The organism is Pantoea sp. X-Soil-TKNS-1279 (genome assembly GCF_059730565.1).
In genome coordinates this window covers 198,462-219,623 of the sequence record NZ_AP035951.1, presented here as the reverse complement: position 1 = coordinate 219,623, position 21,162 = coordinate 198,462, and the positions used below count along the sequence as shown (strand labels likewise).

The 21,162-nt window shown below is 49.1% G+C and carries 18 protein-coding genes; 12 read left to right on the top strand and 6 right to left on the bottom strand.

Features of this window, described 5'->3' with window-relative positions; all coding sequences use genetic code 11:
• Positions 1–638: 638 nt before the first annotated feature.
• On the bottom strand, positions 639–1,076 hold the full coding sequence (locus AC6I8N_RS25600; RefSeq protein ID WP_208727070.1) for a VOC family protein: 438 nt from the start codon (positions 1,074–1,076) through the stop codon (positions 639–641).
• Positions 1,077–1,397: 321 nt separating this feature from the next.
• Here AC6I8N_RS25600 and AC6I8N_RS25595 point away from each other — a divergent pair, with 321 nt between their 5' ends.
• Positions 1,398–1,880, top strand: coding sequence for a glutathione peroxidase (locus tag AC6I8N_RS25595; protein WP_497831423.1), 483 nt, complete (start codon positions 1,398–1,400; stop codon positions 1,878–1,880).
• A gap of 3 nt (positions 1,881–1,883) precedes the next feature.
• Here the strand turns inward: AC6I8N_RS25595 and AC6I8N_RS25590 are convergent, their stop codons facing one another.
• Complete coding sequence (locus AC6I8N_RS25590) at positions 1,884–2,348, bottom strand: NUDIX hydrolase (protein ID WP_497831422.1); 465 nt, start codon at positions 2,346–2,348, stop codon at positions 1,884–1,886.
• A gap of 28 nt (positions 2,349–2,376) precedes the next feature.
• Positions 2,377–3,129, bottom strand: coding sequence for an SDR family NAD(P)-dependent oxidoreductase (locus AC6I8N_RS25585; protein ID WP_497831421.1), 753 nt, complete (start codon positions 3,127–3,129; stop codon positions 2,377–2,379).
• Between the two features lie 127 nt (positions 3,130–3,256).
• Between AC6I8N_RS25585 and AC6I8N_RS25580 the strand changes: the two genes are divergently transcribed.
• A complete protein-coding gene (locus tag AC6I8N_RS25580; RefSeq protein ID WP_497831420.1) occupies positions 3,257–4,153 on the top strand; it encodes a LysR family transcriptional regulator in 897 nt (298 codons plus the stop codon).
• A gap of 113 nt (positions 4,154–4,266) precedes the next feature.
• Here AC6I8N_RS25580 and AC6I8N_RS25575 read toward each other — a convergent pair whose 3' ends face one another.
• Positions 4,267–5,973 (bottom strand): LeoA/HP0731 family dynamin-like GTPase, encoded by a 1,707-nt coding sequence (locus AC6I8N_RS25575; protein ID WP_497831419.1) that lies wholly within the window; start codon positions 5,971–5,973, stop codon positions 4,267–4,269.
• 11 nt (positions 5,974–5,984) lie between these two features.
• Positions 5,985–8,174: a hypothetical protein gene (locus tag AC6I8N_RS25570; RefSeq protein ID WP_497831418.1), complete on the bottom strand. Its 2,190-nt coding sequence runs from the start codon at positions 8,172–8,174 to the stop codon at positions 5,985–5,987.
• A gap of 538 nt (positions 8,175–8,712) precedes the next feature.
• On the opposite strand from AC6I8N_RS25570, the gene AC6I8N_RS25565 reads away from it, so the two are divergent.
• The 10 genes from AC6I8N_RS25565 (at position 8,713) to AC6I8N_RS25520 (ending at position 19,812) form a co-directional block, all read left to right on the top strand.
• Positions 8,713–8,922 (top strand): YdgH/BhsA/McbA-like domain containing protein, encoded by a 210-nt coding sequence (locus AC6I8N_RS25565; protein ID WP_013508023.1) that lies wholly within the window; start codon positions 8,713–8,715, stop codon positions 8,920–8,922.
• Positions 8,923–9,041: 119 nt separating this feature from the next.
• Complete coding sequence (locus AC6I8N_RS25560) at positions 9,042–9,257, top strand: YdgH/BhsA/McbA-like domain containing protein (protein WP_497831417.1); 216 nt, start codon at positions 9,042–9,044, stop codon at positions 9,255–9,257.
• Positions 9,258–9,504: 247 nt separating this feature from the next.
• Positions 9,505–10,032, top strand: coding sequence for a hypothetical protein (locus AC6I8N_RS25555; protein ID WP_497831416.1), 528 nt, complete (start codon positions 9,505–9,507; stop codon positions 10,030–10,032).
• Between the two features lie 80 nt (positions 10,033–10,112).
• Positions 10,113–10,427 (top strand): type II toxin-antitoxin system YafO family toxin, encoded by a 315-nt coding sequence (locus AC6I8N_RS25550; protein ID WP_497831547.1) that lies wholly within the window; start codon positions 10,113–10,115, stop codon positions 10,425–10,427.
• A gap of 174 nt (positions 10,428–10,601) precedes the next feature.
• Complete coding sequence (locus AC6I8N_RS25545) at positions 10,602–10,811, top strand: YdgH/BhsA/McbA-like domain containing protein (RefSeq protein ID WP_013512484.1); 210 nt, start codon at positions 10,602–10,604, stop codon at positions 10,809–10,811.
• Positions 10,812–11,344: 533 nt separating this feature from the next.
• Complete coding sequence (locus tag AC6I8N_RS25540) at positions 11,345–12,157, top strand: TonB family protein (protein WP_497831415.1); 813 nt, start codon at positions 11,345–11,347, stop codon at positions 12,155–12,157.
• 20 nt (positions 12,158–12,177) lie between these two features.
• A complete protein-coding gene (locus AC6I8N_RS25535) occupies positions 12,178–14,745 on the top strand; it encodes a TonB-dependent receptor plug domain-containing protein (RefSeq protein WP_497831414.1) in 2,568 nt (855 codons plus the stop codon).
• Between the two features lie 93 nt (positions 14,746–14,838).
• On the top strand, positions 14,839–17,610 hold the full coding sequence (locus AC6I8N_RS25530; protein WP_497831413.1) for a M16 family metallopeptidase: 2,772 nt from the start codon (positions 14,839–14,841) through the stop codon (positions 17,608–17,610).
• The gene (locus AC6I8N_RS25525; RefSeq protein ID WP_497831412.1) at positions 17,610–19,301 is read left to right on the top strand and encodes an ABC transporter ATP-binding protein/permease; all 1,692 of its coding nucleotides are present in this window, start codon (positions 17,610–17,612) and stop codon (positions 19,299–19,301) included. Before AC6I8N_RS25530 ends, AC6I8N_RS25525 begins: the two co-directional genes overlap by 1 nt.
• Positions 19,302–19,419: 118 nt before the next feature.
• Positions 19,420–19,812 carry a nuclear transport factor 2 family protein gene (locus AC6I8N_RS25520; protein ID WP_497831411.1) on the top strand — a complete coding sequence of 131 codons (393 nt, stop codon included), beginning with the start codon at positions 19,420–19,422 and terminating at the stop codon, positions 19,810–19,812.
• Positions 19,813–19,901: 89 nt separating this feature from the next.
• Here the strand turns inward: AC6I8N_RS25520 and AC6I8N_RS25515 are convergent, their stop codons facing one another.
• The gene (locus tag AC6I8N_RS25515; RefSeq protein WP_497831410.1) at positions 19,902–20,510 is read right to left on the bottom strand and encodes a hypothetical protein; all 609 of its coding nucleotides are present in this window, start codon (positions 20,508–20,510) and stop codon (positions 19,902–19,904) included.
• Between the last annotated feature and the right edge of the window lie 652 nt (positions 20,511–21,162).

Here is a 21,162-nt window from a genome sequence, read left to right as displayed (position 1 = left end):
GAGAATGTGGATGAACACGTTCTTGCCATTATTACCAATTTCAAATAAAATTTCTCGAAGCATCATAAAATAACCACATAAAATGACCGGGAAATATTATTTTAGACACTGCTTTTGGGGTTTGATTGGTTTTGGCTATTTTGTTTACAGTATTCTGAAAGACCTACATGATGGATTGATTTTCCCTGCATATATACCCTATATTCCATATGTTGCCATCTATTTATCTATAAGTGCAGTAACGTACCCATATTCTTTATTTGTCACAAATAAATTGGGGCTGATGATAATGAAAAAAGAAACGTGGAGTTATTTCTTCACTATAAATGGCCCCAGCTGGAATTTTTTTATTTTTGTATATCTGTTTTGTGGATTGCTATCGGTACCACTGCTCATTATTTATCCACTTATAAACAGATCCGTTTAACAAATTAAAACACTCTGGCGCCACATTTTGTATTCTGGAGCCACGTCGGCTTCTGCAAGTATCGCAGAACCTAATCCCACTGCTGAAGGCTCATCTTTGGTAAATGAGATGCTGGCTGCTCGATAACAGAGACTCTCCTCTCTGTGCCAGGAGCGGACTTTGCAGACATCACTGTTTTAATTAGAGAATAACAGGTCATAATCTGTGGGCCTCATTGACTGCGTTCCATCAATTCAAGCGTCTGACCATCAGGGCTTTGTAAATATATTACTCGGGTTCCCTGCATGGGTCCTGACAACACTGTCTGAGGTTTACCGGGCGTCTTCCAGCCGTAGTCCGATACTTTGCCTAAGAGCGTATCAAGATCCTCAACTATAAAAGCAAGGTGAGCGTAGCCTGGGATATAGGGCGCTGAAGGTGCTTCTGGCTGCTCAATGTTATTGTATTGTAGTAATTCAATTTGAATATCAGCCAGTTCAAGCAAAGCCATTCGTACATCAGCTCCCCTTGCACCTGTTACCTCATCGATTATTGGTCCAGACATTTTTCCTTCGCGTAATAATTTACCTCCAAGAATCTGAGTCCAGAATAATAATGAGTCTTCAATGTTTTTAACTGAAAAACCAACGTGATTAACACTTAATATCATGCGATTACCTGCTGAGTTTTCAAAGTTCATCATCCAACTATATAAAAAGCCTGCTTTATTTCTACACGATAAATGCGCAACCGTTTTACAAGCCTGCATCTTTTATCGATAAATTGCGAATGTGCGCTTTTCGCTCATGACAGCCCTCTGATGGGCCGCCTGTTAGTTGTTCTTTTGGTTCGACTTTGCAAAGATATCTTTGCACAAGATTCCAGACCTGCCACGCAATCAGTAACAGGCATGCTTCTCCACGACCCATGACCTGTGCCCCGGCAACAACGCGCTACGTGGCCGAACGGGTTATGCTTTGAGGATTCCGAGATGACTACCTTTTATCAACTTACCGCCACCCGTCTTTCCGGCCAGCTTATCTCTATGGCCGACTACGCTGGTCAAGTGGTTCTGGTCGTTAACACCGCCAGCCATTGTGGATTCACGCCACAATACGGCGGCCTTGAAGCGCTCTACAAGAAATACGCCGTCCAGGGTTTCGTGGTGCTTGGTTTCCCCTGCAACCAGTTCGGTAAACAGGAACCTGGCGGCGCCGAGGAAATCGCGCAGACATGTCACATTAACTACGGTGTGAACTTCCCGATGTTCGCGAAAGTTGAGGTCAACGGAACCGCAGCACACCCGGTGTTTCGTTATCTGAAAAATGAATTACCTGGCGTGCTGGGGGGGCGGATTAAATGGAACTTCACTAAGTTCCTGATTGGACGTGACGGTAAACCACTCAAGCGTTTTGCACCGTTCACCACGCCGGAGAAAATGGAAGCATCAATCCTTACTGCACTTGAACGCTGAGGACTAAACGGAACGGAGCTTGTCCAGGTTGTCTGCAACTATGTCGATGATCAAATCATGTGGGAAGATCGTTTCGTTAGTATGTCTGAGTTCTTCTAACGTCCACCAGTGGTGATCCCGCATAACTTCCTTTTCATTCTTACTCCACCTTGAGCAATCGATATCTGTTTTATCCGCGTGAATGATAAAGAAACGTTCGTCAGCATAAACGGTTTCCCCATTTGGTAGCATCATGGTGAAGGTCCGGGATGCGACCGACATGCCAACTGAATGCCTTTGCAACCCGGTTTCCTCCCGCAATTCGCGTAAAGCGGCCTGCTCAAAGGATTCATTCGGCTCCAGCCCGCCCCCCGGTGTTGCCCAGTATGTCCTGCCATTTAACGCATCATCTTTATGGCAAAATTTAAACAGCAGAACCTGATTTGCCGGAGAACGAACGATCAACCGGGATGATGGACGAGTGCGCACAAAGCCTCCCTTTAATGCGGTAAATTACTCAGAACTGAACACCTTTTGTCAGTCCACCGTCGACAGTGAGATTGGTGCCCGTCGTGAAGCTGGCAGCGGAGCTGGCAAGAAAAAGCACGGCTTTAGCCACTTCATCCGGACGAGCCATTCGTCCCATTGGGTTCATTGCCAGACATTCGGCAAAGAGATCGGGCGTTTCGCGCTCGATTTTTCCCCAAACCCCATCCACGAAGTAAACGTTGCCCGGGGACACAGTATTTACGCGAATTTTCTCGGGCGCCAGTTTTGCCGACAGGGTTTTACCATAGTGAATCAACGCGCTCTTTAACACCCCATAAGGCTCGGCAAACATATCCACTTCTCGACCTGATACGCTTGAAATAAGAACCACTGAACCTGATTGTGACTGGCGGAGCCAGGGCAACGCAGCGTTTACCATGCTCACAGAACCGAGTAGGTCGGTCTCGAAAGCCAGACGCCATGTTTCCGGGTCGGAACCCCCGGCCAGTGCGCTGACGTTGGGAATAACGATGTCGATACCACCCATTTTTTTGGCAGCATCCTCAGCCCAGGCGCGTACCTGATCTGATTCTGTCACGTCAACTTTATAACCGAATGCCCGGTTGCCCATTGCGGCCTGAGCCGCGTCAATTTCTTCGCCCTTTCTCGCACAGAAAGCGACGCTTGCCCCTTCTGACAAAAATGCTTCGGCAATGGCTCGACCAATACCGCGTGTGCCACCACTTAGCATGACTCTGGCATTCTTCAGGCCTAAATCCATAATTTTCTCCTGTTTTCCGGGCTTCATCCGCCGGGATAATGGTTATCTGTGAAGCAATATAGGATTTGACCAGCATTCTGAAAAATGAAATTAATAGAACCCATCATTCATTAAATGAGAATGCCGAATGCACCTTTCTCAACTCAGGGCCTTTTGTGCGGTAGCGCAGACCGGATCGATTTCAGGCGCGGCTCGGGTGTTAAACCGCGTTCCTTCAGGCATCACGGTACGCATCCAGCAGCTTGAACAGGATTTAGGCTGCGAACTCTTTCTGCGCGACCGCCAGGGGATGTCCCTCTCGCAGAACGGGCGGCTACTGCTGGACCACGCGCAACGTATTCTGGACCTCACCGACAGCACCCGTCTGTTGATGCGAGAAGAGGATCTGGGAGGAAAACTGGTGATTGGCGCGCTGGATGTGGTTCTGGTCGATTTTATGCCGGCATTGATTGGCACCTTCCGTAAACGATACAGCGGTATTGGCCTCGACATCCGGCACGAAGCCTCGGAGGTTTTGGTGCAACATGTGGCAGATGGGACACTCGACATTGCCCTGACTGATGGCCCGGTACAGTCAAAGGCCCTTGAAAGCCGACTGGCCTTTGTCGACGAAATGTTGCTGATCACGGAACTCAATCATCCTGCGGTCAGAAAGCCATCGGATCTCCAGTGTGCCGAACTCTATGGATTTCGCCATGATTGCTCGTTTCGCTTCCGCATGGATCGATGGCTGGCAGAAGCGCGCATCAGCCATCTGCCGGTGACGGAAATTGAGTCATACCATACGATGCTGGCTTGCGTGACAGCAGGGATGGGGGCGGCCTGGGTGTTGCGTTCCGTATTACAAACCTTGCCAGGACATCAGCATGTACGCAGCCATTCGCTCGGTGAGGTAGGGTATACCGAAATTCATTATCTCTGGCGCAGTGGACAGCTATCACCGAATGCCCGCAGGCTGATTGAAACCGGGAGTGAGCTTGGCGAGCGGCGCCATACCCAAACCTGGAGCAAGGTATTACCTTAACGACTGTATGATCTTGTAATGAAACTCATACACTCATTTACTCAAAAACTCATTATTAGTAGTGCCCATTGGCTGTTTGTTGATTTGCCATCTGGGCACCGCTACACCAGTGGTCATCCTTCCAGACGCGTGAATTCCCCTTCAATCAATTCACCGCTTTCACGCCACGCCTGGAACTGCGAGCGTAGTTGCGTTTGGGTATTGATAGCATCGTTAACATCATTGGCATTCACTTTTAACGCGGCATAGTCAGGGAAGAAGTTTGCCTGGAAGATATCGCTATTAACCATCGCCAGCAGCTCTTCGCGCTGCGCATTGAAGTTTGTAATCATATCTTTCACTGCTTCGTTAACAGCTTCTTTGCGCTCGTGGTGTTTCCAGGAGTCATAGGCCTCCAGAGCCAATCCTGCCACCGCCAGCACGCCATTAATATTTTTCGCCAGATTAACAGCTCCCCACGGCTTAAATTTAAGTGCTTTGGTTAAATCCAGCCCCAACGTTTTCGCCGCAGTGACAATGCCGTCGCGTGCCGCCAGCACGCTACCATTATTGATGAAGTTACCTTTGATAACGTAGCTGACGCCTTGTTTACCGAAATTCACCACGGTGCTGTTGTAATGGGCAATCTCTGCATCGAAACTCAAACGCATCCGGTTCAACTCCTGGCTAACGCCGTTAAGTTGGCGATCGAACTCGTTCTGCAAGCGAGTGGTCACCATGACACCATCCTTGCCAATTTCGCGTTCAAAGAACTCAGCGAATGTCTCCAGGGTAAGACCTTGAGTACGCAGGATCATGCCGGAAAAGTAACGGGCGATAAAATCACGTAAGCCGATGCGTGCTTCCTGGATTTGCAGGTTAGCTTCATCAAGTTGGCGGGTGAGGTGGCGGTTCATTACCGTTAATCGCTCGACTTCAGCTCCAAGGCGTTGGTCGTTTTCTACGGCCAATGGCAATTCCTTATGCAGCACATCAAGAATGACGCTTTTACGTGCCTGTTCAGCCATTGCCTCAGGACCGCCGCTGGTCTGGATCTTAAGAGCGGTTGCCTGCTGCAACGAGTCAATGTGCGACAGCACCTTAAACTGGTCAAGATGCTCAAGCCAATAGTCGGTACCCATATCGAACGGGTTGGCCGCAACAGCCACGATACTGAGTGCTGCCAGCTCGGCTTCGCTGGCACCAATGGTTTCATGCAAGCGGCTTGCAACATTGTTACGCTTGACCTGTAGGTTTTGCGCGTAACTGGCTTCGTCTTCGACATCTGCCACTTCGTCGAAGCGGCTAAGGACGAAGACGGTGCGTGGTAGCAGGTCAAGGGTGCGGAATAACCAGTTAAGATCGTCCTTGTGGCTGTCTTTGATCGGGTTGGTTGAGTTCATCACGTACAACACCAGATGGGCTTCGCTGACATATTTGCGGGTAATGTCTTTGTACTTCTCCATCGCCTGCAAATCCGCGTTGAATTGCTCCTTGAAGCCGAACAACCCCGGTGTATCGATCAGTACGAAGTTGTCAGCGACTTCGTATACCTTCACTTCATTGGAGGATTCCTGCTGGCTGATATGCATACTCGCCTTGTCCAGACGTTCCATCCAGGCGGCGGCGATGGAGGTTTTACCTTCAGAAAAGCCACCGATAAGGGCAATCTTGAGTTTCCCGTCGGCGAGATGCTCACCCACATGTTCAAGTTTACTGAACAGGGAAGGGTCGATGTTCACGCCAAGCGAAATGCCTTGCTCAAGAAAGGTACGCAACTTGCCAAGTAATGCAACGGCCTTGCTATTCTGGCTCAGAAAGAGGTCAAGGGTAGATTTCATTGTCTGTTTCCTCAGGCAGTTAGGTCGCGAGCCATTTTCTTCAGGCCGAGATGGGCGACATCAAGTGTTTGATTAATATGTCGGGCTTGCACGGCAGGTTGTTCAAGCGCGTGGTCGAGCTGGTCGATGACCTTTTGCAGCGGCAGGAGTGCTTGCTTCAGGGTATTGGAAAAGCCTTCACGAAGCGTATCGCAGGCTTTTTCGAGGTTTTCATCAGCGGATTTGCGTTGCTGACTTTTCTTGTAGTCAGAGTCGAAGAAACTCCAGACTGCTTTCGCGAGGTTGATTAAGATACCTGCCGCTCCCAGCACCATCAGGGGCCAGGTCACTGGATTCCAGATCATTGCTGCCACCCCTGCCAGGCTTCCCAGGATCCCCCATACGCTAATGCCATTGTCGATATCAATTTTCAGATCAAACTCGCTGGCTAGTCGGGTTTTACCCACCTTTGCGTAGCCGTCTAATAGCTCGGCTGCATGGGCTTCGAAGCGTTTGATGATGTCACTGACGTTCCCCTGAAAGAGTTTTATCTGCTTGTCGAGCGCAACAGGAAGTTCACGTTGTAATGTTGCACTTTCTTGCTCCAGCAATTGTTCGAGCGTCGCTTTGAACTGATCATTGCTGATGTCATCGCGGATGCGGTCATAAATGCGTGTGCGCACGGCCTCTTCGAAAATACCAATCGACTGCTCCCCAGCGTTAGCCAGGCGCGAATTAAGGGCTTTGAATGCTATGGCAAGCTGATGCCTGGCACTTTGCGCTTCTTCGTCCAGTTTCGCTGCCAACGGCGCGAAGTTTTCAGTCTGTAGCGCTTTGACTCGTGAGCAAACGTGATGGAAAACCTGCTGCACCTTATTCAGATTGGAACGGCGAATTTTCTCTCTGACGTTGGTGACCATGTCCTGGGTCAGAAACTGACAGAATTGTTTGACGCCGGTTTTCTCCAGCAGCACGTCGGGTGCCTGTGCCGCGAGGAACTTCTGACGGCTGGTGGCTGCTGGTGAACGCGGTACCAGGCAAATCGCAGCGGCGTAAAAAGCGGGTAAAGCACTGAGGACAAAGCTGCGCTGATAGTGCTGCCCCAAATGTTCGGTCATGGTGCGGTCCAGATCACCCAGGCTGGTCTGCTCATCAGTACTGACTAAAGCTGACTTTTGCAACGCCAGGGGATTGGTGATGCGTTTGTTGTAAAGCGTCCAGACTTCTGTCTGATCCCCGAGCTGTGCTTTGATTTTTTCCAGCGTGCCCTTCCGGCCGGCATCTCCGGTTTGCGGTGGTGCAGCCTTGGCGGTGACATAGAACACTGCATGGGCGCGTTTAACTGCATTGTTGATTTGTTCGCTGACCTTACTTTCTTCGCCCTCAATACCCGGTACGTCGAGCAGTTTGAAAGCTTGCCCGTTCATTTCGAATTCATATGCCTGGGTTTGCCGGGTGAAATCCGCACGCCCGTCACCAATGATGCTGCCGTCTTCATAAGCCGATAACTGGTGCAGGTCGTTCAACGTTGTGACATGGCGGTGGTTCACGGCTGTCAGTTGGCCCTGAATCGTCTCACTCAATTGATACAATGGAGCGAGTTCAGCTTCGCGTTGGCTGGACAATGCTGCTGAACTGGCTTGCAGCTGTAACAACGCTAGCTCTTCGGGCAGTTTGCGAAGTAAGTTGAGCAGGCGCTGCAAAAAATTCGCCCGGGCCTTGATTTTCCCGACCCGATCAGCCAATTCAGTCTCTTGCAACTGTTGATATTGTTGGCGTTCGTCATGGCGAGTGGTTGCCAGGGTGATATCACTCAGTACCTGATCGTGTTGGTCGCCAAGTGTTCGAATCTCTGCCTCCAGTGCCAGCAACGCTTCCTCACTCAGTCCTGATGCCTGCTGCAATGCCGAGAACTGTTCGCGCTGCGCCTGTTTGCTACGTTCCTGGAGTAAAATACGCAAGGTTTCGATCAGGGTGGATTTCCCTGCATTGGTTTCGCCGTAGAAAGCGATGGTGAAGGTCTTATGTTCTGCATTGCGACGTAGTTCATTGATTGCATCAGTGATTGCTGTGTTGATGGCGTTTAGATTCTCGCGAGCCTGGCTTTGCGCATTGGCCAGCGTTGGGTCTTCACTATCTTGTGCAATGCTTTTGAGCAAGGTGCTGACATGTTGTAGTAGCTGCTGGTAAAGACTTTCGGGTAGGGTTTGAGCCGTCGTCATGGCAGTTTCCTTACTGATGAAGCGAGGTGCTTATCCGTAGTCAGGACATGCACGTCAGAATAAAAAAATGCTATCGGCACTTGTATATCAAACTTTAGTTGTAGGGCCACTTGTCTTAGCCACCGCTACAGCGAGAGAAAGGAGGTCGCTGAACAGCTTTCAGCCAGGGATAATCAACGCAGCCTTTAAAAGAAAACCGGCGTAATGCCGGTTATCCTGATGTTTCGCATTGAGGGCCGACATTTTTACATCCGGCTGATACTGACTGTGAATTTCTGTTAGTTATTGATGGTAAACCTGGATAAATCATCCAGGACCCAATAGCGTCATCTTTTCGCCTGTCGGGAAACCTCATTTGATGTTAGCCAGCAAAAAGATCGCTGATCATAGCGTTCCAATTTACTGATTAAACTTTATTCAATTTTTTTGAATTCTTTCAGCAAATCCCTCAGTTTTTACTCCCCCGCCGACAGTTCTATTCTCTCTCACATCGAGGCACAATGCCTCACCGATTAAACAAACTTCTGAGGAAATGACCATGAAATCTATCAAAACTTTCGTTGCAGTTGCCGCCCTGTCACTGGTTTCTTTCGGTAGCTTTGCGCAGAGCATCACTGCTTCCGCTTCTACCCTGGATGGCGCAGAAGCCAAAATTGCGGCGCAGGCCAAACAGGCAGGTGCGTCATACAAAATCACCGGCGCACGCGTGGACAACGGTGCTTACCTGTCAGCTGAACTGACTAAATAAGGTAATAATTAGCACGATCACAGTTATCGCACTAATTATCAATCACGAAACGATAACTATGGTTATTATTACTTTCATCGAAGGCACACAGCCTTCCAAACAAATTAAGGATTAAGACCATGAAAACTATCAAAGCACTGTCAATCGCCGCTGTAGCCGCTCTTTCCCTGATGTCAGCAACCAGCTTCGCGCAGAGCATCTCTGTTACCTCTTCAACCCTGGACGGTGCAGAAGCGAAAATTGCAGCACAGGCCGCACAGCAGGGTGCACAGTACAAAATCACCGAAGCGAACACCAATAACCGTGTTCACATGACCGCAGAACTGTACAAATAACGGATGGTCGTACAGGGACGTGCCAGAAGAGGTCGCCGCAAGGCGGCCTTTTTTGTGTTGCTGATCCGTCCTGAATAGGAGAGACATTTTCGTGCACACCCTTCAGATGTGCAAAGGGTGACGGGTAGTATTTTTCTTTGCTGTATTGCAGCACCCGCCGCATATGCAACCAACTTTTTTAGCTCAAAGTTAGGTTCAGTAGTAAGATTCTTCGCCTCGTCGAGAAATGGCGATTATGGAGTCTATCGTGAAATTTAAAATCCAGCATTTGCAGGCAGCAGTGGCACTGGTTCTTGCCAGTTTCCAGCCGCAACCAAAAGAGGTTGCGTGTAAGCCTACGATTGTAGAGCGGGTTTATGAGATGGGCGCCAGAGTTAACAAAACCGACATTAAAGATCTAACCGATGCGCTCCACACGCTGGCGGAGGAACTTCATGACAGCCGTGCGGAACTTTCCCGTTATGCAGATAACAATTTTGAAGGTGCTGTCATAACTGCGAAGGAAATCAAGAGCCAGACTATTCATGTTGCCGGTATTGCTGAATCCTTCGTTCTGATGTTGCCTGAAAAAGACATAATCATGTCTTACGAAAAAAACTCCGTTGAGTTTACGTTCTTTAAGGCCATCAAAATGGTGAGTATTGCGACAAAAAACTACCTCAGCCTCATTGATCAGTTTACTCGCACAACTGATACACGCGATTCAGGTGTCGACCTTTCTGCCATGAACCATCTATTGGGTACTGGTAATTTGGCTGCTGCTAAATGGCATTAGTAGCTGAATACAGTCAAGCTACATAGGGTGAATTTTTTCATCCCACTTTTGATGTTTATCCGGAGCTCAAAGCCGAGTTCATCACATACAAATCAACGGGCGCTCCATCAAACCTTCTCGGGCGTGATGCGCCGTTTGACTTCCCACCGTTCGCAGTTACTGCGAATGTTCAGCATATTCACGTCAATCTGCACTTTCAACTGACCTGGAACACACGGCAAGCAAACTACAATCGAACCTCTGATCACTATCTCGTTTATACCGAGCATATGTGGGAGAGTGGGCGATTTTTGCTGATGGGCCTGATTACCCCCGCTCACAATCGTATGCCTGCCATAGATACTCGATTGCTAAAATATTTTTCAGAAGTTGCAGAAGACTTTCATGCCTCGTAAAAATAAGGATGTTCGGCGATTCATGTTGGTCCAGTTTCCCGATTAATTAATATTCAATTTTTTTGAATTCTTTCAGCAAATCCCTCAGCTTTTCCTCACCCGCCGACAGGTCTATTCTCTCTCACATCGAGGCACAACGCCTCACCGATTAAATAAACTTCTGAGGAAATGACCATGAAATCTATCAAAACTTTCGTTGCAGTAGCCGCCCTGTCACTGGTTTCTTTCGGTAGCTTTGCGCAGAGCATCACTGCTTCCGCTTCTACCCTGGATGGCGCAGAAGCCAAAATCGCTGCTCAGGCAGCACAGCAGGGTGCACAGTACAAAATCACCGAAGCGAACACCAATAACCGTGTTCACATGACCGCAGAACTGTACAAATAACGGATGGTCGTACAGGGACGTGCCGGAAGAGGTCGCCGCAAGGCGGCCTTTTTCGCATCTGGAGACTGGACAGTTGCGCGATAAATCGCGTCGCTACGAATCAGTGACAAAAAAGCACCATAAAAGGTGCCTGTTTTTCATCTGTGCCTCATCCTGATTGGGTGAATACTCATTTACTCCAAAACTCACTTTTACTACTTTTCTGATGCTCGACCACCATTCAGCTTTCCCTACACGTTATGTGGGCAGGAGCGCCAGTCAGGCAGTTCTGAGCGATACCATTACCCAAAAATCGTAAGAATCAGAAAATTTTCACACTTAATTGATAATGAAATTGTAAATCACTCTCATTATTGTTAGTGTTCGTATCAAATTTTTACAACTTTCATCTGCCATAGTGCAACTGGGGACGTATCGGGGATCCCGGCATTGAGTCACCGGTTAAAAACTGTCTGAGGCAAGTGTAAACGCCGTACATTTTAGGGTGGGGAAGGGTTTTGCTTACATTTGGATCCTCTGCGAAGTCTACAGGGATGGCTGGATTTTTAACTCAGTCTCCCTGGTCCTTGTATCGCAAAACATTCCCTGTTTGCTCCTCTGTTGCTGTTCATCTCCTGTTGTTGGTGTTACTGGCGAGTTTCCGAAATACGCCCTTGCCGCTAACTAACGAGGCAGGTAAGACAGGAAATGAAATCTCAGTCGTAAATTTAAATCAGCCGATGCTGCCGGTAGCGACGCCTGTGCTTTCATCGCCAGAAGAGCAAGTGGTATTGCCCAAAACCGTCGTTGTCGACAAGGCAGATATTGTTGTTGAAAGGAAGAAAGTCACCTCGCAGAAGCCGCCGGTAACAAAAGCGACCACGGTTGACAACCAACCGGCCAGACCACGCCCGGTGGTGAAACCGATCTTGCTGCCAGCGTCTCCCGATAAGCATCAGCAGACTGAGCTTGCGCAACAAACAACATTATCCAGTTCTTCTTCCGCTCCTGTTAACGCTGGCAGCGGTGGAAATGTTGCTGCTGGTGGAGAGAGTACTTCTGGTCATGCTGCGAAGGGCGCAGGGAATGAAACGACGACAAGGGTGCGGGCGCTGAACCGTCGCGTCAATTATCCCGCCCGTGCCCGCTCTATGGGGGTTGAGGGCAGAGTGAAGGTGCAGTTTGACATTAGCGCGTCCGGAACAATAAAAAATATTCAAATTCTGGCTGAAGATCCTGCGGGTGTATTTAGCAGCGATCTGCGGCGGGATATTACACGCTGGCGATATGACATTACTGGTGAAGTTAAAAACCAGATTGTTACCGTTATTTATAAGTTAGATGGGCGTATTCAGGTCATAAACTGAATTTCACTTCTGGGAAAATCATGAAAATAACAGGCTGTATAATTATACCGCTTAGCATTTTTGCTATGCCAACGGTAGCGGACACCAATACCGTAATTCAGGACGTAAACACCACCACAGAAGAATCAGCTGCTGAGCAGATAGATGATTCTGGTGATACGATTATTGTTCGTTCTGCACCTACCAGTCAGACGATGGGGACGCAGGTTATTAACGCCGAACAGATCGCGCGTTTTCCCACGGGTAATGGCACCATCACCGAGTTACTGAAACATAATCCGAATGTACGATTCGCCAATAATACAGACTCCAGTAATAACCCTGGCGAAATTGCTCCCGAGAATGTCTCATTTCACGGCGAGAAGTTTTACAACAACAATTTTATGATTGACGGTCTTTCCAACAACAACACTGTCAATCCCGGCAACAAAAACGGCGACCTCAGTGATGATCCAGATGGTTACAGCCCAATTGACCTGCCATCGGGTGGTACACAATCATTCTGGATAAACTCAGAGCTGGTGGACAAACTCGAGGTTTTTGACAGCAACGTCGCTGCCAAATACGGTGATTTCACCGGAGGAGTGGTGGATGCACGTCTTAAAGATGCCAACCTTGAACGGGCATCTGGTCGTGTGTCCTGGCGCAGCACCCGAGATAGCTGGACGCGTTATCATATTGATGAGTCAAAACGTGAAAGTTTTGAGGAAGCGACTTCGCAAGCTAATCAACCTAAGTTCACCAAGAACTTTTATTCTGTCAGTGTTAATCAGCCCCTGAATGACAGTGCAGGTTTGATCTTTTCCTACAACCGTCAGGAATCAAAGATTCCGATGTACCATTCCAACCTGGATATGTGGACTAACCAGGAGCGAATTTCGGAAACCTATTTATTAAAAGGTACCTGGTTTGCGGATAATGGTGATATTTTCCGCATGACCGGAATGTATGCGCCGCATAAGTCAACTTATTATAAAGTTGATGTAAAGAATGGTGGCTTTACTAATAATGGTGGTGGTTATCGTGCCAATTTAGAATGGGAGCATTTTGCCCCGTGGGGTAAGATTACCAGTCTGGCAGGTTATCAGTTTGAACAAAACAAAATCGAACAAGAAGCCAGTACTTATCAAAGCTGGTACCATTTTAATAACAGTAGAAACTTTACCTCGGATGCGATTACCTGGGGGAGTACTTCAGGTTCAAGTACTCAGTTAGGTTATCTGGGCGGCTACGGTACCTTTGGTACCGATAAAACGACGACGACCCTGAAACAAGATGCCGAGTTCACGCCATTCTCTGCTCTTGGGATCACTCATCAACTCGATGCAGGCTGGCAAACCGATCTCTATCAGGCGAGATATCGTCGTTTTGGTGATGCCGCGTTGAGCCGTGGAGTCGCGACGATAGACACCAGCGTTGTCTGCCAGGCAGGTGATGACTTTTGTATTGATGGTGAGCAATATTTCAAAAGCAGAACGGTCTACCCGGCGCGCACGGTTGAGGGGAACTACACCAACTATGCGCTCTATCTTCAGGACAGTATGCTTTACAAGCGACTTGAAGTTACCCCTGGGGTACGACTTCAGTATGATGACTTCCTGAAAAACCTGACTGTCGCACCACGCTTTGCCACCTCACTGGATGTGTTTGGTGACCGCAGCACCCGCCTGTTTGGTGGTGCCAACCGTTACTACGGTCAGAACCTGCTGACATACAAACTGCGTTCAGGGATCAGTGCCAATATTGTCCAGACCCGTACGGATGCCAACAGCCCGTGGGTCGGTGATACTACCAAATACAGCACCTACGATTACGACATCTCCGATCTGAAAACGCCTTACAGCGATGAACTCTCTCTCGGCATTTCTCAGCGTCTGATGGATACCGTGTGGACCGTGAAATGGGTTAACCGTAAAGGACGTGACCAGTTTGGTCGTGACAGATACACGGATACGAACGGTAATAACTACTACATCCTCACGAACAGCGCGAAAACAGAAGGTAACACCTGGTCTCTGACCGCGCAGCCAATCAGTCCGTATCACTTCGCAGTAGCCGACATTAGCTGGGAACTGGGTGCCAGCATTGTTAAAAATAAATCCAGCTCGCAGACGTATTACGATCAGTCCACCTCTGACGAGAATATGGTGATCTTTAACGGCAAGTTGATGGAAAAAGGCGAGATGGATGCGCTGGACTTCAACACGCCGTGGACTGCCTTTATTAACGTCAATACCTTCTTTCCGGCAGTTAATCTTAACTGGAGCCAGAATCTCGGGTACACGGCAGGCTACTCCGGTTACAGCATCAGTACTGTGGCTTGTCCGGGTGACAACAGCGCCTGCGGCAGTTACGAAGGCAGCGCCAGTCTGTATGAGAAAACCAAATACAAAGACTACATCACCTACGACTGGCGCTTCGCCTGGTCTCAGCCCACGTTCCAGAATCAATCAATTGAGCTGACGCTCGATGTACTGAACGTTCTTGATAACGTCATTGAAGCGACGCAAACCACCGGTTCTACCTCCAAAACAGTGACCTACAAAACCGGACGGCAGTTCTGGTTTGGTGTCGCTTATAACTGGTAACCCTCCACTTTACCTCCGGCGGAATGCCGGGGGATTTGTGCTGCCTGCACCACAGGCAGCCGGTTGCAGCACTGAGTCTGATAAGGAAGAAAAATGTGTAAACGCAGAGGATTGGCAGGGGTCGCACTCTTTCTGCTGGTGTTATCCCAGCCCGTACTGAGTGAAGACGCAAAAACAACGCTGCCGGTGGTGACTGAAGGCGTACTGGATAATGGGCTTCAGTACACTCTGGCACCGATTAAATCAGATGCCGGGCGTATTGATATTCGTCTGAGTGTAGAAGCCGGGTCGCTTGATGAAACTGACGAGCAGTCAGGCGTGGCGCATATGGTCGAACATCTGGTTTTTCGCGGCAGTGACGCCTGGCCTGAGGGCGTTTCGGCGGCACTGGCTAAGAAGGGATGGTCACGCGGTGCTAACTATAACGCGGTAACCAACTACGAACGTACGCAGTTCATGATGAGCCCGCCTGATGGTGTAAAAGGGTTAGATCTGGCCTTACAGGCACTGGCACAGATGACGGCACATGCGCGTATAACGCAGCCTGATCTGGATGATGAACGTAAAGTCATCCTCGAAGAGTGGCGTGGCAAACTCGGAGTGGCAGCCCGCATGAACCAGCAACGCATCGCGGCCTTGCGTGCGGATTCCCCTTATCCCGACCGACCAACCATCGGGAACGTTGAGTCGATTGAGCATACCCCGGCAGCCACGTTGAAAGCCTTTTATCAGCGCTGGTATCACCCGGACAATATGCGCCTCCTGATCATCGGCGATTTTGAACCAGAGAAAGTCAAGGCACTGATTACAAAACATTTTGCCGGGTTGCCCGCCATTGCCGTGCCGGTCCGTCAGGAAAGCCAATACAACCAGCAGCTGAAAAAACAGTTTCGAGTGATCCATCTACAGGACTCGGAAAGCGGTGGTAGCCAGGTCTCGTGGGTAAACCGTTTTGATGAAAAACAGATGCAGGGTACCGAAGGGTATCGGGATCGCCTCATCAACCAAATCACCCTCACCATGCTGAGCCGTCAGCTCAAACGTCAGCAAAGTGCCTTGCCAGACTCCATTGGCAATATTGTTGCGCGGAAATCCGAAACAGGCCGCTCTACCGTCGCGTTTGGCCTGTTTGTTGATGTGATGCCGGGTGACTTTCAACTGGGCCTGGAAACGTTGATTCGCGAACGCGAACGCTTAATGCGTTATGGACTGAGTGTCGATGACTTTGCACGGGTGAAGAGCGACATCCTCGATGCGGCAAAGCGGCTGGAAGAAAAACCGGAAAACCGGACTTTCTCTGAGTGGGTGCAGACCCTGGCTATTGCGTGGCAGCAGAACCAGCCGTATGCCGACGCGCAACAGCGCGGAGTCCGGGCGGTGGCAGAACTTAAAACCATCGACATGGCCGACATCAACACTCGCCTGAATACGTGGTTACAGGCCACGGATCAACTGGTGCAGTTCAGCGTACCGGGAAGGTATGTTTACAGTGTGCCGTTGCCTTCTGAAATTCAGCGGATGGTGACGACGATCGCCGGTGAGCCATTAACTCCGGTAGCGAAGGAAAAAACATCGGTCTCAGTCCCGTTACCTGAACACGATACCTCGGGTAAACGCACATCCGTGAAAAATTTCCCGGCAGAGTCGGTGCAGGAGTGGCGGCTCAGTAATGGCGACCGCGTGGTCTGGATGAAAACCCCGTTGGCCAAAGACCGCGTGTGGTTCCAGGCACAAAGCGCGGCGGGCTATCTGGGCCGTGGGCTGAACGCCTGGCAGGCACAATTGGCTGCACAACTGGCAGGATTTGGTGCACCGACCGGCTGGACCGACGACGGTTATGCGCAATGGAAACGGGATCAGGAGATTTGGCTGAATATCAGTCAGCAACCGGACACACTGGAAGTGACCGGAAGTGCACCTTACAAGCGATTGGACAGCCTGTTGCACGCGTATCAGCTACTTCATACTGATAATCATATGAATGCTGCCTCGCTGAAAAGCAGCGTAATGATGTTGGCGCGCCGACGGCTTATGCAGGAAGGTTCGTTGTTTGCACTTCGCCAAATGGAGGTGACGGATTTGCGCTATGGCGGCCCGGCACTTGAACTGCCAGATGCAACACAGTTGTCGGCCCTTAATTCTGAGCAACTGACAACGCAGTGGAAAAAAATCAGCGCGGCACCGGTGACTTACTTTGTGATGGCCAATCTTCCCGAAGCCACCCTCAGACAGGCTGTTGAACGATATCTGGCGGGCATTAAACGCGGAGCCGGATTGCCTGCCGAACCTTATCTCGCTTTGCCCGGACATCGAGAACGACGTAGTCAACTCAACAAAGAGCCGAAAGCCGAGGTGAGGTTGTGGAGTTTCAGCAACGAAGTATGGTCACCGGAACGGGCAGCCCAGGTCAGCATCGCCAAAAATCTTGTCAACCGTCATCTGAAGAACGTTTTGCGCGATGATGCCCGTGGGATCTACAGCCTGAGTTTAGAAACCGTACTCAACGATAAAACCAACCGTATTGAAACCGAACTGCGTTTCAGTACCTCTCCTGAACGTGCTGCGGAACTGGTTCAGATCGCCAAAAAAGCGTTTAAGAATGCTGACAGCCAGATAAATGATCGCACCGTGCAGGAAATGAAGGCTTCGTTCCAGCGTGCAGAGACCTCACGGCAGCATGATTACTACACCCTACAGCGACGTCTGATACTGAGTTATCGCCATTATGATAATCCAGGCTATCTCTCCCGCGTGTCATCACTGGATAAAGCCATCACGATAGACGGTGTGCGTGCGGTCGCATCGCGTATTTACAACCCGGACAATCTGGTGATTTACACGGTTCTGCCGCAAGAGACGAAATAATGAAGAAGAAACTGGCCACGGTGTGGCAACTCAGCCGGGCGTTCTGGGGTGGCAAGCAGAGCTGGAGTGCATGGTTAATTCTGGCCGTCATTCTGAGCCTGGGGGGATCGATCGTCTGGCTGAACGTGTTGATCAACGACTGGAGCAAATCCTTCTATGATGCGTTGGGTGAGTTTGATGGTGCAAAGGTCTACAGCTTGGTTAAGGAATATTGCGTCTTCATCCTGATTTATATCGGGGTGTTCGTGTACCAGGATTGGTTTACCCGGCTGCTCATTATTCGTTGGCGGAAATCGCTGACGGCCCAGCTTGTGGACAGCTGGCTGGCGAAACAGGCGTACTACCACATGTCGCTCACCGGCAAGGTCGATAACCCGGATCAGCGTATTGCCGAAGACATCAACTTCTTCGTTGATAAGACCATCAGCCTGTTGGTGTCGTTCCTGATCACCAGTGCTCAGCTGTTCTCGTTTGTCTGGATCCTGTGGAAGCTCTCGGGCGTTCAGACCTTCACCCTGTTCGGGCAGGAGTGGGTGATTAGAGGTTATCTGGTCTGGGTTGCGCTGCTTTACACGCTGGTGGGCAGTCTGGTGACCCATCTGATTGGCAAGAAGCTGCATGGCCTGAATTATCAGAAACAACGCGCCGAAGCTGACTTTCGTGCAGCCCTGTTACGTAAGCATGATAACGCGGAGCAAATCGCGCTTTATCAGGGGGAGTCCTGGGAGAAGCAACATCTGAATCGCGCCTTTGGTGCCATCGTACAAAACTGGCGTGCCTTGATGAACGGAGAGCGTAACCTTGGCTTCTTTACCACCGGTTATACTCGTATCAGCCTGATTGTGCCGGTGTTTGCTGCATTGCCCCTGTTTATGGCAAAAACGATCACTCTGGGTGGTCTGATGCAGGTACGTTCCGCTTTTGGTCAGGTTCACGGGGCGCTGAGCTGGTTCATCCGTGTTTATAAGGCCCTGGTAGAATTGTCGGCGAGTATTTCGCGTCTGGAGCAGTTCTCCCAGGCAATCGCGGAGTGCCAGAACAACCGGGACCTCAGTGTGTCGGGTGAAATGACACAGGTAGATAAACTCACGGTTACCACTCCACAGGGAAAAACCCTGTTGTCAGACATGCAATTCGGTTTTCCTGCCGGAAGCTGGAGCAAACTTTCCGGCAGAAGCGGTATCGGGAAATCAACATTGCTGAGAACCCTGTCCGGGGTCTGGTCCTGGTATGAAGGGCACTGGCAAAGCCAGCAGGGCAAAAGTCTTTTGCTGCCACAACGCGCTTATATCGGACAGGGGACGTTACGGGATGTTCTTTGCTATCCGCAGCCTGCCGATCCAGACTCGGAAAAACTGGTGCGGTATCTCACTAAGACCGGTCTTGGTGAGTGGAGCGGGGCGCTTGATAAGCAGCTGAACTGGGAGCAGGTACTGTCAGGCGGTCAGAAACAACGACTCGCATTTGCCCGCGCATTGCTGTTGAAACCAGACATCCTGTGGCTGGATGAAGCGACCAGCAATCTGGATGCACCGTCGGCGCGCGAGATGCTGCAACTTATTAAAACCTGGCTGCCGGACTGTACCGTGATTGCAGTAACACACCAGACTGAAATCGATGAGCATTTTGGTCAGCACCTTAATCTGGATAGCGTGGCAGGCGTAATCAGAGCAGAAAAAATGAGGGGCTGACCTGGGCTGAACGTTATGGCCAGTTATCGGTATTTATTGTCCTGTTTCGGATACTGTACCGCGCAGCGCTTCCGGTAATCTGCGTCGGTACAACCATGTTAATCAAGCAGGACAGGATATGAATAAGCAAAGTCAGCTCGTCATTCAAGCGTTGCAGGAGATTGTGAGCAATCCACGCCATGATGAGAAAATGATCGCCTCGTATTTCGCCGCAAGCTATCAACAGCAGGTTGACGGAAAATACCTGGATTATCCGGGCTTTGTCAGCCATATGGCATTGCTAAAAACGCTGACCAGGCAAATGGAGGTGGTGCTGTTAAGCGTTGTAGCTGAAAGAGATACGGTGTTCACTCATCATCGCGTGAAGGTGGAAAAATGCGATGAAACAAAAAGTGAAATAGAGGTGATGGCACGATTTACCCTGGAATCGGATCGGATTATTCGTTGTGAAGAGTTAACACGGCTGGTCAGCGGAAATAAGCAGGATCATGATCTGGGGAGCAGAAGTTAATACCTGAACATAAACTTTGCCTAAGCGCTATGTATTGAAAAATAATGCCCTGAGGGCCGTATAAAAGTCCCTCAGGGAATGTGATAGGACTATGAACAAAACCTTGCAACATAGTTATAATAGCGTAAACGATGTTCATCCACATAAGAGTCACTATTGTCGGCCACATTGCCAATTGTTGAAATGGTATTCCCAGAAATATACAAGGGGATGCCATCATCGGTTATGGCACTAAAAATTCCTGCATGGTCACCTAAGCTCTTGCCATTTCCGAGAGTAGGATAATCAACTCTCAATACAATATCTCCGATCCTGACATTGTTTATTGGGACCAGTCTACCCAGTAGTTGTGCTTGCGTGAAGAAATCTCTAACGCTGGTCGTCATCGGAACTCCGGCTATTCCTGCCTGTTCATGGCACCAACAAACAAAAGCCATGCACCAGGCATTACCCGGATCGGCACCAACAGCTTTAAGATACTGATCCACTTTAGGGCCGGAGTTGCTATCCAGAGGGTTTTCAGCTTCACCAATCTGCATTCTGGTCCAGGACATTAAATCATTAACGTCAGACATATTGATCTCCAAAGCTAAAAAATTATTAGTAAGTTGATATCCCATATGCGGGAAATTATTTTGCGTTAAATGGGTAAAGGCATTCGCGTGTAAATCATTAGATAAGAGACCAGCCAATTGCACTGTCGGTAGCCTTGGCAAGTACTGCCATCGCCGCATTCAATGCATTATTATGTTACCTAGGACTTCAATATCGAATAATATGCCCTGTGCAGCGGCTCGGCTAAAGTTTCTACATCTCAAGATCTATGATGATCCGGGTATGACAGGAACTATTTTAAAACGATGTCAGGACGATCATTTAATTTTTGGAGCGTTAGTTAATTAACGATAGCGGTGTTTTTCGTTAGTGCAAGTTCTGGCATGTCGGAGATTATAAATTGACGGTTAATGTTTTAGAGGTCGTTATTTTTCGATAGTTATGCCTTTTAATCATTGCAAGCTAGCATGTTATACTAACACTGATATTTTAAGACACGGCCTCGTAAAAAACCAATAAAAATAAGATGTTATTCACAATTTCCAGAGAGTATGGATAGTTGCGTTGTAACCTTCATATTGATTGCCATTTTTATGTGTATTTCAAAAAATAATTTCATGATTTTAATCAATTACATGTATCAAAACCTCTTCGCATCATAAAAATCTAACATTACGCTAGATATTCATGGCGTTCTAACTAAAGTTACTCACAAAAAACTATGCTTTAACCCCAGATGGTTGAGTCATCCGGGGTTATGAATAATCTGTTTTGGATCACCAGAGCATTAAGCGA